Source organism: Mycobacterium arosiense ATCC BAA-1401 = DSM 45069 (genome assembly GCF_002086125.1).
Classification (GTDB): domain Bacteria; phylum Actinomycetota; class Actinomycetes; order Mycobacteriales; family Mycobacteriaceae; genus Mycobacterium; species Mycobacterium arosiense.
This window is the reverse complement of sequence record NZ_MVHG01000004.1, coordinates 89,117-101,988: the sequence shown is the minus strand read 5'-3', so window position 1 is coordinate 101,988 and position 12,872 is coordinate 89,117. Positions and strand designations below refer to the sequence as shown.

General features: G+C 68.3%; 9 protein-coding genes. 1 reads left to right on the top strand and 8 read right to left on the bottom strand.

Annotated features, from left to right (window positions below; genetic code table 11):
• The first annotated feature begins 1 nt into the window (after nt 1).
• The gene (locus BST14_RS03100) at nt 2-1,567 is read left to right on the top strand and encodes an acyl-CoA carboxylase subunit beta (RefSeq protein ID WP_142279241.1); all 1,566 of its coding nucleotides are present in this window, start codon (nt 2-4) and stop codon (nt 1,565-1,567) included.
• A gap of 54 nt (nt 1,568-1,621) precedes the next feature.
• On the opposite strand, the gene BST14_RS03095 is transcribed toward BST14_RS03100, so the two are convergent.
• From BST14_RS03095 to BST14_RS03060, 8 genes are all read right to left on the bottom strand, one after another.
• Nucleotides 1,622-3,406, bottom strand: coding sequence for an acyl-CoA dehydrogenase family protein (locus BST14_RS03095; protein ID WP_083063123.1), 1,785 nt, complete (start codon nt 3,404-3,406; stop codon nt 1,622-1,624).
• 10 nt (nt 3,407-3,416) lie between these two features.
• Nucleotides 3,417-3,854: an FHA domain-containing protein gene (locus BST14_RS03090; protein WP_438502123.1), complete on the bottom strand. Its 438-nt coding sequence runs from the start codon at nt 3,852-3,854 to the stop codon at nt 3,417-3,419.
• A gap of 184 nt (nt 3,855-4,038) precedes the next feature.
• On the bottom strand, nt 4,039-4,554 hold the full coding sequence (locus tag BST14_RS03085; RefSeq protein WP_083063121.1) for a hypothetical protein: 516 nt from the start codon (nt 4,552-4,554) through the stop codon (nt 4,039-4,041).
• Nucleotides 4,555-4,725: 171 nt separating this feature from the next.
• The gene (locus BST14_RS03080; protein WP_083063195.1) at nt 4,726-7,953 is read right to left on the bottom strand and encodes an arabinosyltransferase domain-containing protein; all 3,228 of its coding nucleotides are present in this window, start codon (nt 7,951-7,953) and stop codon (nt 4,726-4,728) included.
• 53 nt (nt 7,954-8,006) lie between these two features.
• Nucleotides 8,007-11,333 carry an arabinosyltransferase domain-containing protein gene (locus tag BST14_RS03075; protein ID WP_083063120.1) on the bottom strand — a complete coding sequence of 1,109 codons (3,327 nt, stop codon included), beginning with the start codon at nt 11,331-11,333 and terminating at the stop codon, nt 8,007-8,009.
• 65 nt (nt 11,334-11,398) lie between these two features.
• On the bottom strand, nt 11,399-12,022 hold the full coding sequence (locus BST14_RS03070; RefSeq protein ID WP_083063119.1) for a maleylpyruvate isomerase family mycothiol-dependent enzyme: 624 nt from the start codon (nt 12,020-12,022) through the stop codon (nt 11,399-11,401).
• Nucleotides 12,019-12,504, bottom strand: a complete 486-nt coding sequence (locus BST14_RS03065) for an SRPBCC family protein (protein WP_083063118.1) — start codon at nt 12,502-12,504, stop codon at nt 12,019-12,021. The genes BST14_RS03070 and BST14_RS03065 overlap by 4 nt, the downstream gene beginning before the upstream one ends.
• Nucleotides 12,501-12,824, bottom strand: coding sequence for an ArsR/SmtB family transcription factor (locus tag BST14_RS03060; RefSeq protein WP_083063117.1), 324 nt, complete (start codon nt 12,822-12,824; stop codon nt 12,501-12,503). The genes BST14_RS03065 and BST14_RS03060 overlap by 4 nt, the downstream gene beginning before the upstream one ends.
• Between the last annotated feature and the right edge of the window lie 48 nt (nt 12,825-12,872).

The following is a 12,872-nucleotide window of genomic DNA, read 5'->3' as shown; positions in this document are numbered from 1 at the left end:
GATGGCGCCCGCCCCCATCCAGCACACCACGGCCGAGAAGCTGGCCGAGCTCTACCGTCGCCTGGAAATGGCCAAAGAGCCCGGCGGTGAGAAGGCCATCGCCAAGCGTGACAAGAAGGGCATACCCAGCGCCCGCGCCCGCATCCATGCGCTGGTCGACCCGGGCACCTTCTTCGAGACCGGGGCGCTGGCCAAGACGCCGAACGACCCCAACGCGCTCTACGGCGACGGCTGCGTCACCGGCCACGCCATGATCGACGGCCGGCCGGTCGGGGTGTTCTCCCACGACCAAACCGTGTTCCAGGGCACGGTCGGCGAGATGTTCGGCCGCAAGGTCGCCCGGCTGATGGAGTGGTGCGCGATGGTCGGCTGCCCGATCATCGGGATCCAGGACTCCGGCGGCGCGCGCATCCAGGACGCCGTCACGTCGCTGGCGTGGTACGCCGAGCTGGGCCGCCGCCACGAGGCGCTGTCCGGTCTGGTGCCGCAGATCTCCCTGATCTTCGGCAAATGCGCTGGGGGAGCGGTGTATTCGCCGATCCAGGACGACCTGCTGGTCTCGGTGCGCGACCAGGGGTACTTCTTCGTCACCGGGCCCGACGTGATCCAGGAAGTCACCGGCGAGGAGGTCACCCTCGACGAGCTCGGCGGCTCGGACGCGCAGGCCCGCTTCGGCAACATCCACCAGGTGGTGAACTCGGAGGCCGAGGCGTTCCAGTACGTCCGCGATTTCCTGTCGTTCTTGCCGTCGAGCGCCGTCAGCGAGCCGCCGATCGTCAACCCGGGCCTCGAGCCGGAGACCACGCCGACCGATCTCGAGCTCGACTCGATCGTGCCCGACTCGGACAACATGGCTTATGACATGCACGAGATCCTGCTGCGGATCTTCGATGACGGCGATTTCCTCGACGTCGCCGCGCAACACGGGCCGGCCATCATCACCGGGTTCGCCCGAGTCGACGGGCGCCCGGTCGGCGTGATCGCCAACCAGCCCATGTACCTGTCCGGGTCGATCGACAACGAGGCCTCCGACAAGGCGGCGCGCTTCATCCGGTTCTGCGACGCGTTCAACATCCCGCTGGTGTTCGTCGTGGACACGCCCGGCTTCCTGCCGGGTGCCGAGCAGGAGCGCAACGGCATCATCAAGCGCGGCGGCCGGTTCCTGTACTCGGTGGTCGAGGCCGACGTGCCGAAGGTGACGATCACCGTCCGCAAGTCCTACGGCGGCGCCTACGCGGTGATGGGGTCCCGGCAGCTGACCGCCGACTTCAACTTCGCGTGGCCGACCGCGCGCATCGCGGTGATCGGCGCCGAGGGGGCCGCGCAGCTGCTGATGAAGCGGTTCCCCGACCCGACCACCCCCGAGGCGCAGCAGATCAAGAAGGACTTCATCGAGGGTTACAACCTCAACATGGCGATCCCGTGGACCGCCGCCGAACGCGGATTCATCGACGCGGTCATCGACCCGCACGAAACCCGGCTGCTGCTGCGCAAGTCGATGAAGCTGCTGCGCGACAAGCAACTGTGGTTCCGCACGGCACGTAAGCACGGGCTCATCCCGATCTAGTTCTTACGCCGAGCAGACGCAAATGTTCCGCTTTCTGCGGCGCGTCGGATACTTTTACGTCTGCTCGCCAGAGAATGCGCCGTCGAGCAGTTCGTCGAAACGCTCCAGCGCCTCGTCGGAGTCGTCGTCAATCCCGCGCAGCGCCCCGCGATCGGCGAGATAGCGCTGCGCATACAGCGACGCGACGAGCGCCTTGCGCTCGCCACCGCGGTCGGCCCGCTCCCAGGCCGCCTGCTCGATGAGCAACGCGCCGGCGTAGACGTCGCCCATGAATTGGGCCAGCGGGAACAGCCGCGCCTCGGCCACCTCCCTGTCCAGCTTGGCCCACGCGGTGATCGCTGCGTCCAGATCCTCGATCCGGCCGGCGACCAGGCGGGTGGCTTCCCCGTCGTCGGCGACCGACACCGCGTCGCGCAGCCGCGCCAACAGCGTCTCGTGCGCGCGGGTCTGCTCGATCCCACGTCGCACATCCAGGCACAGGATGTTGTCCGGCCCCTCCCAGATGGTGTTTACCTGCGCGTCGCGCAGCAGCCGCGCCACCGGCCACGTCTCGATATAGCCGTTGCCGCCGTGGATTTCGATCGCATCCGAGGCCGCGGTGATACCCAGCCGGCACACCTTGAGTTTCGTCACCGGCACGGCGATGCGTTGCCGCATGCCGCGCGGCTGACGATGGTTGATGGCCCCGGTGCCGTCGAACACCAGCGCCTGCGCGGCCTCGACATCGACGATCAGCTCGGCCAGCTTGCGCCGCATCAGCGGCTTGTCGATGAGCGCGCCACCGAACGCCCGGCGTTGCCGGGCATAACACAGCGATTCGACCAGGGCGCGGCGCGCGTTACCGAGCGCGAACAGGGCGATGCCCAACCGGGCGGCGTTGGTCAGCTCCATCATGCGTCCCAGCCCCTTGCCGTCCGACGGCCCCGCGGCGGCATCGGTGGGCTCGCCGGACAGCAGAAACGCTTCGGCGTCAACGAATTCGACCTCACCCGAGGCCACCGAGCGGGTGCCCAGCTTGTCCTTCAGCCGCCGGACCCGTACCCCGTTGCGCGACCCGTCCCGGCGAGTGCGCAGCACCAGAAAGTTGGCGACACCCCGCGAAGAGTCCGGTGCGCCTTCGGGTTTGGCCAGGACGACGAACGCCTCCCCGGCGCAGTTGGAGGCAAACCACTTGAAGCCGTTCAACAACCACGCGTCACCATGGCGGGTCGCGGTGGTCTCCAGCGCGCCCAGGTCGGAGCCGCCGGTGCGTTCGGTCAGCAGCTGCGCCGTCTCGCCGGCCCACTCGCCGGAGGCGAACTTGGCCAGCACGTGTTCGGCGACGTCGGGCGGCGCGTAGGCGGCCACCAGCGACTGCACCATGCCGCCGCCGGTGCCCAGCGCGCAGCCCATGCCGATATCGGCCTGGTTGAGCAGATAGTTCGACGCGAACATGGTCAGCGACGAGCTCATCTTCGCCTCGCGCGCCTCGGCGCGCAGCGCCTGCTGGGCGTCCAGGATGGCCCGCTTGGATTGATTGAACGAGGTCGGCATCACCACCTCGCTGATGTCGTGACCCCACCGGTCATAGCGGTGCAGCTGCGGCGGGTTGCGATCCGTCTCTTCCGCCCACCGCGCCACCGGGCCGCCCATCAGCTCACCGATGCGCGTCAAGTGGCGTTCGGCCAGCTTCAGTTCGTCGGGCTCGAGGTAGTAGGCCATGGTGAACTGCAGCGTGGGATCGGTGAGGTACCAATTGAGCCCGACGGCCCCGCGGTAGTTCTCCGTCGCGTAGCGTTGCGATTTCTCGTCGGTGGAAAACGGCAGCCGGTCCACCGCCTCTATGGCGTAGTCGCTCACCAGTCAGACGCTACGCGCCGGGCGAATCGTCGGGTGGCAGCGCGTTGTGGCTGTCCCCAGGTGTGTACGTCGGCGTGGCGGTGAGAAAAATCAGCCGGAAATTGCCGATCTGCAGCACGTCGCCGTTGGCCAGCACCGCGGAGTCGACGGCGGCGCGGTTGACATAGGTGCCGTTCAGGCTGCCGAGATCGACGACGCGGAATTCGCCGCTATCGCAATGGAATTCGGCGTGCCTTCGGCTGACCGTGATGTGGTCGAGAAAGATGTCGCTGGCGGGATGCCGTCCGGCGGTCATCACCGGTTGGTTCAACGAGAACCTCGCCCCGACGTTGGGGCCTCGCTTCACCACGAGCATCGCCGAGCCGCGGGCCAGTGTCGCCGCCGCTTCGGCGACGGCCGACGATGTGTCGATGTCGTCGCGGTGGTCGGCGTGCAGCGCCGCACCCATGTCGCCGGTAGCGTCACCCGTCGCGATCGGTTGCTTGCTTGTCTGACTGTATGACGCCGTCACCGCTCCCTTTCACCAGGTCCTCGCCGCTACCTCCATCGCGGCATTCGAGTTGAACGTCGAGTTAGGGACCGAAGTCCTTGCTTCGTCCCGGCGTTCGTGTCGATCGGCGTGCCGGCGATGGTTATGCCCCCACCGGAACCACGAACTCGGACGTGTAGAACTCCGCCGGGTTCTGCGAGTTTGCATTCGGCCGCTCGATAATCAGCCACACGCCGGTGGTGCCCGGTCGAATGGTGTCAGCAACCGTCGCCGTTCCGTTTCCCGCGCCATCGGTGTCCATGCCGGTATATGCGGTTCCCGGGTCCCCGGGCCCGCAGGTCGACGAGGACGGGCGGGGTTCTTCAATGAGGCCGACGTCGAGATGCATGCCCGGTTCGGGCCCGTCGACCAGGTGCACCTCTGCGACTGCCCGCGAACCGCTGACACGGATGATGGCCGAGGCGCTGCCGAGCATCGGGCTGGGCACCTTAGGGGCAATGCTGATCTTGCTGAAATCACAACGCCGCAGATAGTTGTCGAAAGCTACGGCCGTGCCGCCACCTTCGGCGGCCGCGATACCGATGGCCGAACTCGCGGCCAAGACGATCGGAACCGTCACCGCGGCCGGATAGCTACCCAGCCGTATCGGCGTGTGCATGGGGCCACCTTTTCGTCGTGTGAACTGGATCACAGCGAAATAAGTATTGACCCGTAAATGGCGGAATCAAACCCTTGTCCGAGAATTACCCAGCCGTTAATTCAGCGCACTATTCGACCGGTGAGTAATGACGTGCAAGGCCATTTCCCGGCGCAGTGTTTTCGACGCCCGCTATGGCTTGATGCGGATCGGCCCGGGCGACCACCATCCGGTGCGGGTCGCCGTGCCCAGGTCGAGTTGCGCCGGGCGGGCGTCGGCGATGGTGTCGAATTTTCGCAGCGATCCCCAGTCGCGGCCCCAGTCATGGGACAGATAGGTCGACATGACGTGGGCCCGCAGCAACAGGTCGGTGATGCCCAACAGGCCGCCGTTGACCCCGTCCTGCCAGGTGTCGGTGTCCTGCTTCTTGGCGTTGTAGTCCGGGGTGATGCGGAACTCCGGGATTTCGGTGACGCCGTCGGAATGCAGCATCGGATGTTGGCACGGGAACGCCAGGCCGACCGCCCAGTCCATCAGCACCGGCCGCGTGGAGCCCACGTACTCCTGCAGCGAGCGCAGCTCCGGTACCCGCGGCGGGGTCAGCGCGATCCAGTCGTCCGGCGTCAGGGACAGGTCCTCGGCGACCACCCGCACCGCGATGGCATCGGCGGGCATTTGGGAGCGCGCAAAGCGCAGGTTCCGCCACACCTTCGGCTGCTCGCCGTACAGGTCGTAGGGCACCAGCCGGCCGGCCGGCTGCACCGCGCCGCCGGGACCGGGCCTGCCGAATTCCAGCTCCACGGTCTGCCCGCTGGTGTGGCCGTGCAGGATGCTGTTGCCGGCGATCGTGCCCGCAGCGGTCACCACCACCAGTGGGTGCCCGTCATCGAGCTTCGGCAGCCGGTACCAGGCCGAGGTCAGCCTGCTCTGCTGCTGTGCGCCGGTGGTGTAGCTGCCCGCCAGCGGAACCCGGGCGGGGTCGAGTCCATACGGCAGCGGCATCGTCGAGCCGTTGATGCCCGGGGCCTTCAGCTTGGTCGGCGCGTCCCAGTCGTAGTCGGTGCCGGGCTGCGGCACCTCCGTCTCCTTGATCGACTCGGCCAGGGTGCGGTCCGGTACCCCGTTGGGCGTGAATCCCGTTGGGTTGACCCCACCCAACGGCCCCAGCGGGCCGTAATCGCCGGACAGGGCAGCCATGAAGCCGGCGTTGCTGTCCGGCTCGACGAGGATGTCGTCGGCCAGCCCGCAGCCTCCGCTGAATTCCCGCAGGTTGTCCCAGGCGTTGGAGTAGGTGGGGTACTGACGGACGATGCCGGCCACCATCGACGCGATGAACACCAGCGCCATGAAGCCCGCCGCGATCGGGATGGGCGCGGCCGTCAGCGCCCGCGCCAGCCGTCTTTCGCCGCGGTCCGGGGACGCGAAGTGCAGGTAAGCCGCGTACAGCGCGGTCAACACGAACAGCGCGAAAAAGACTGTGCTGACGCTGATTCCGTGGAACCTCGGCATCACGTTGTTGAACGGCACGCCGAAGCTCGAGACATACCACCAGCCGTTGGTGGTGGCGAAACACAGCGCCAGCACGAAGAACAGCGCCGCCACGAAGGCCATTCGGTTGCGCGACCAGCGCAGGACCTCATGCGACACCAACACCGTCGTCAGCGCGGCCATTGCCGCTCCCACCGCGGCGAACAGCCCGAAGTGGTGCACCCACTTGGTGGGGGTGAACATCAGGAAGAACATGGTGCCGAAGATGACACCCATCAGCCGCCACGCCGGCCCGCGCGCGACACCGGGAATCCGCTTGCGCCGCAACATGATAAACACCGCGGTGAATAAGCACAGCGCGGCGATCAGGAAGCCGAAGCGACGCGACAGCGAACCGTCGACGGTGGGCAGGATCAGGTAGTAGTAGCGCAGGTTCTCGGTGTACCAGGCTTGGCTGGGGCCGATCGAGGTGCGAATCCTGGTGGCTTCCAACACCGCCCGCAGCGTCTGATCGGCGAACACCACGGTGAGGATGACCGTGCCGGCGGCCAGCATCGGCGCCACCAGCGGCCAGGTGCCGACCAGCCGGTGACGTTTCACCAGGATCCGCAGGATCGGGCGGCCACCGGCGACCAGCGCGGCCACCGCGATCAGCCCGGTGGGCTGCACGCCGAGGGTGAAGGCCGCGGTGATGACGGCCAGCGCGGCGGGCGTCAGCCGGCTGTAGCGCATGGAGCGCTCGATCAGCACATAGGTGATCAGCGAACCGACGGCGATGATCGGCTCGGGACGCAGGCCGTTGTTGAACGGCATCCAGGCGGTCAACAGCACCATGCCCGCCGCCCAGTTCGCCGGCTTGCTCGCGGCCACCGCGGGCCCCAGCCGGGGCAGCACCTCCCGCGACAGCAGCAGCCAGCACACGATGCCGGCGATCAGGTCCGGCAACCGCATCCACAGGCTGGCGTCGGTGACATGGGTCATCAGCGCCAGCAGGTTGTAGTACCAGCCGAACGGGTCCTCGGGGCTGCCGAACCAGCGGAAGTAGTTCGACATGTAGCCGGCGCGGTCGGCGACGCGGGCCATGCCCAGGATGTAGCCGTCGTCCGACGAGTTCGCCCCGATCACGTGCCACAGCACGAAGCCCGAGATCACCGTGACGTCGGCCAGGGTGAACGTGCGCCAGTTGGTCGGGATGAGCCGGCGCATCCGGTGACCGTCCAGCTGATCGAGCCGCCACAGGGCGATCAGCGCGACGATGGTGGACACGATCGCCAGCACCATCGCGGTCAGCTTCAAAGTGGTTGGGGTGGTGGAGAATCGGGTGTCGATGGTCGCCGAGAGCTGCAAACCCGCCGGGGCCGGCCCGGTCAGGTCGGTGAACACCCCGACGATCTGCGGCCGCAGGTTCGGGTCCGGGAAGCCGCCGCCCAGCGGCTTGCCCGCCGGATCGTTCAGCCCGACGAACGTGGCGAAGGCGCCCGCCTTCGTCGAGGTGATCTCGATGCGCTGGCACTGGGGCGACTGCACCTGATCGCGGGCCGCGCTGGCGATCACCACGTTGCGGTCGGTGACGTCGACGCGCTTGCCGTTGACCACCACGAACAACGCATTGAGGGCGGCGTCCTTGCCCTTCTTGGGCGCCGTGCTGAGCACGACCCCGCCGTCGGGCGGCAGGCCGCGCACCACCGAACACGGCACGGTCACCTTGACGTCGACCGGTGTGAGCGAAATCAGCGGCGCCGTAACGCTGTTCAGCTGTCCGTTCTGCGGCCAGTTCAGCGTCGCGGTGGTCTGCACGACGGGCAGCAGCGGCGTCGCGATCGACAGGATGAAACCGATCAGCCCGGCGATCGTCGCGACCCAGCGCGTCACGCGCACATCTTGGCGGGGTGCCGCTTCGCCCTCGCGCTTCTCGACGGTCGTGACACTCATTTGCTGGTCGGTTCGCGACCCGCTGCGCGCGGCTTCGCCGCCCTTGCGATCGCTCATGGCAGCGCCCGAATCGGTCCCTGCCGGCTCCAGCCGTGCACTGTCATCACACCCTGTTCGATTGCGGCGTCCGGCGCCTGGTCAGCCGGCACCAGCCGGAAGTACTGCTCCACGGATCCCCAGTCGCGATGCCAATCGCCACGCAGGTACGTCGCGATCGTCGAGGTGCGCAGCATCGTCTGAGTGAACAGGAACGGACCGCCGTCCTCGCCGGCCTCCCACCCGTTCGAGGACGCCGCCGTTTGTTTGTGATCGGGCAGGATGCGGTACTGCGGGAGCTCGGCAACGCCGAGGTGTTCGGAGAACGGCCGCTGGCACGGGAAGTTGGCGGCCGTCGCGATGTCCATCAGCACCGGGGTCTGGGACCCCATCAGCTGTTGCAAAGTCTGCAGCACCGGGACCCGTGGCGGTGTGACCGCGAACCACTGATCCGAGCTCAGGTTCGGGTCGTAGGCGACGATGCGCGCCACGTTCGCCTCCGGTGGCGCCCAGGCCAGTGGGAACCGCAGATTGCGCCACGCCGGCTCCGGGCCGATGTCGATCGGATAGACCTCTGCCAGCGGCTGGGTGGTACCGTCGGGACGGGTAACGCCCCACTGCAGTTTCAGCTGTTGGCCGTAGGTAAAGGTGCCATCCTCCTTATACGACCAGATGGCGCCGGCCGCCGTCACCACCACGATCGGCCGGTCGCTGGTGCGCGGCGGCAGCTGGTACCAGGCCGAGGTGGCGGTCGCGGCCAGTGTGTTTTCCCCGTAGCTGCCCATCACCGGGGTGCGGGCCGGGTCGAGGCCGAACGGCAGCGCCGCGTGCGAGCCGTTGACCCCGATCGGGCCTCTCCCGCCGGCCGTGCCCGCGGAGTCACTCATGGTGGCGTTGGGTTTGTTGGGTGACCCGGTGGAATTGACCACGCCCGGCTTGGTCACCACCGGGTACGACCTCAGGTCGTCGCCCACGCCGTCGGGTTTGAAGCCGACCGGGTTGACGCCGCCGAGCGGGCCGTCCGGACCGAAGGTCTGCCCCGGCACCGGCTGCAGCATGCCCGCGTTGGGGTCGGGCTCGGCCAGCACGTCGTCGGCCATCGCGCAGCTGGCGGGCGAGAGGCCGGATTCCAGCGCGGCCAGGTTGGCCTTGCCGGTGGTGTAGAGCGGATAGCGGAACACCGCGCCCTTGGTCAGCGAGGCGACTTCGCCGACGACCATGATGGTCGCGACCACCAACAGTGGCGTCGACGCCAGCACCCGGTTGCGCCGGTTGTCCCTGACCTCGGTGTGCCCGGCGTAGTCCATCCGGAAGTGCTGCCAGGCGGCCAGCAGGCCGGTCGCGATCGACAGCGCCAGGAACATCGACGTCACCGGGTGGCTGGCGACGACCGGCTGGATGTCGTACCACGGCACCCCGTAGTTGCCGACGTAGAACCAGCCGTTGATGCCGGAGGTGGCCACCGCCAGCACGAACAGCAGGGCGGTCACGTACAGGGTCAGGTTGCGGCGGTTGTGCAGGCCGATCCGGGCCAGGGCGAACGCGGTCACCGCGCCCAGCGCCCCGGCCAGCCCGGCGAACGCACCGAATTGGATCGCCCACTTGGTCGGGGTGAACGTCAGCAGCAGCAGGCCGAACGCGCATGTGCCGATCAACCGCCAGGCCGGCCCGCTGGCCACGCCGGGAATCCGGCCCCGGCGCAGCAGGGTGACCAGCATGCCGAACATGCACAGCAGCAGGATCAGCACGGCGAATCGCCGGGCCATCGACCCGTCGGGGTTGGATTCGACCGTCAGGAAGTAGTAGCGCAGCCAATCCTGGTACCAGGCGATGGTGGGGCCCACCTTGTATTTGATGCGGGCCGATTCGCCGACCGTGGCCAGCGTCTGACTGCGGAAGATCACCACGAGGATCAGCGACGCCGAGGCCGCCAGCACGGCCAGCGGCGCGAGCAGGCCGTCGCTCGCCCGGCGGCGCCGGATCGTCTGGGCGACGGCGCGTGCCCCGGTCAGCAGGGCGGCGACGGCGATCAGGCCCTGTGGTGCCAGCGTCGCGCTCAGCAACGCCACGATGATGGCCACCGCCGCCGGGGCCAGTCGCCGCAGCGCGATCGCGCGTTCCACCAGCATCCAGGTGACCAGCACGCCGAGGGCGATCAGCGGTTCGGGCCGCAGTCCGTTGTTGAACGGCAGCCACGCCGCCACGAACACCGCGCCCGCGGTGAAGACCGCCACCCGGTTGGCGGCCAGGCCGCCGCGGCCCGGTCCGAGCCGGCGCAGCACCCAGTGGCTGATGATCAGCCAGCACCCGATTGCGGCCAGCGTGGCGGGCAGCCGCATCCACACGCCGGCGGTGCTCACCGAGGCCATCTTGGCCAGCAGGCTCAGATACCAGTCGAAAGGAGCGTCCGCGGTGCCGAAGTAGCGGTAGTAGTCGGCGATGTAACCGGCTCCGGGGGCGACGCGGGCGATGGTCAGGTTGTAGCCGTCGTCCGACGACGTGGCGCCGATGACGTGCCACAACAGCAGGGTTGCGATCACCCCGGCGTCGGCGATCCAGGTCGCGACGCTGACCCGCCGCCAGTTGGCGAGGTGCGTGCCTGGGCGGTACCTGGAGAGCCAGGCGATCGGCGAGCGCCAGTTGAGCAGCGTGCCGCCGCCCCGGCTGCGCCGATCCAGCAGCGCGAGCGCGATGATGGCCGTCAGCACGGCCAGGGCGCCCAGGGCCATCACGATCTCCTTGAGGGCGGTGGGCGCGGTGATGAAGCGGGTGTCGATGTCGATGCGGGCCGACAACCCCGGCCCCGCGGGCACTTTCAGGTCGGTGAAGACGCCGCCCACCTGGGGTTTCTTTTCTGGGGACAGCGTCCCGGAGGCGCCCGGTATGCCGACGAAGTCCGCGCCGGTCGCGCCGGCATCGGCCCAGACGTGCAGCACGCTGCAGCCGCCGGCGGCCACGGCCGAGCGTTGCGCGACGGCGGCCACGGTGTCACGGAACGCGACGACGACGACGTCGTTGTTCGCCCGTACGAACAGGCCGTTCTTGCCGGCGTCCATGCCACCGGGCGGCAGGGTCGAGACCACCAGGCCGCCGCTCGCGGGCAGGGTGGCGATGTCCGGGCAGGGGATGGAGATGTCCAGCGCGCGGGGCGCGCCCGACACCAGCGGCGCGGTGATCTGGCTGACGCGTCCGTCCGTGCTGCCCTGTGGCCACAGGACCGTCGCGGTGGTCTGCTTCACCGGAAGCAGCGGGACGGACAGGCACAGCAGCAGGCCCACGATTCCCGCGATCGCGGCCACCGACCGGGGGATCCGCTGCGATCGCTCTTTACCGTCGTGGGACACGAGGCTCGATCGTAAGCGACGCGGCTTTGTCCGATGAGGACGCGGGGCCGCGCGCAGGCCCCGGGCTATCGGCGGACTCGGGCCGCCAGCGTGGCGACTCCCGGACCGGTCAGGTCGGCCAGGGCGGCCGGACGCCCGGTCATGGCCAACAGGAGTGCCTCGCCGGCGCCGGTCACCTCGGGGCCGGCGCCGTGCGTCCAGTGAACGTCGGTGGCGCGCAGTCGCAGGCCCCGGATCCTGCGTCCCGCGCCGAGCCGGGGATTACCGGGCACCAGGGGAAGGATCCGCTCGAGCCGATCGGGCGGCACCTCGCGCGGCCGGTCGAGCGCGCGGCGGATGTCCTGGTGATGAATGGTCCCGTCGACGAGCGCGATCATCCCGCCGAAACCCGCCGTCAATCCCCGTGGTTGCAGGTGGCTGCGCAGGAATTCCAGCAGCTGTTGCGGGGTCAGGGCGGCGAATTCGTCGACGCCCACCTGGTTCGCCCGCACGATGCCACCCTTGGCGAAGCGTTTCAGCAGGCCCAGCGCGCCCAGCTCTTCGTAGCTGATCACGTGCGCGACAACGTCTTTGACGCTCCAGCGGGTGCACAAGCTGGGCGCCTCCCACTCTCGCGGGGTCAGGGTGGCCAGGAATTCCGCGAGGTCGGTCCGCTCGGCGTGGGCCATGGTCATCAGGTCCGAGCTCATTGCGCGTCACCGCCGATCATCAACTCCTGGTACCGACCCAGATACAACGGCCAACCTGCATCACCGTCGACGCCGTCGGCGACGGACTGCCAGCCCGGCCCGTGGCGGTCCAGATGGCGGTGTACGAGTTCGACTCGGGTGTGTTCGTCGGATTCGGCGGTGAAGCGGACGTCGACCTCACTCGTCTTGGCCGGGTCGGTCTCCAGCTGCCATGTCGGACCGATGTCCCAGCTGAACACCACGCGGTGCGGCGGCTCGTAGACCAGGATTCGCGCCCATCGGCACACGCTGCCGTCGACGCCCCGGTCGCAGATATGGCCGCCCACTCGGGGTTCGAACACGGTCTCGGCGATGGGGACCGCCAACAGATTGTGCTCGCGCGGCTTGAATGCACCGAACTGTTCGGTGAAGACGGCGAAAGCTCGCTCGATGGGGGCGTTGACGACGACGTGGTGATTGACGTTTGGAATCCGCTGCGTCATGTTGCTCCCTCGTTCATCTCGTCGATGGTCCGCGCGTAGCCGGCCAGCGCTTGAGTCCAGAACCGGTCGAGTTCGGCGCGCAGTGCCTGCAGGCCGGCCGGATCGAGCTGATACACCCGACGGGTTCCTGCGGCGCGGTCGCGCACCAGGCCGGCGGACTTAAGCACCTTGAGATGTTGGGACACCGCCGGTCTGCTGACCGGCAGGTCGCGGGCCAGCTCGCCGACCGCCGACGGGCCGTGGGCAAGGCGATCCACGATGGCTCGGCGCGTCCCGTCCGCCAGCGCCAGCCAGACGTCACCCACTTGGTAAGTGACCACGAACCGTAAGTGTACGCTTACCAATCCTCGGGCATCAACGGTTCTGGC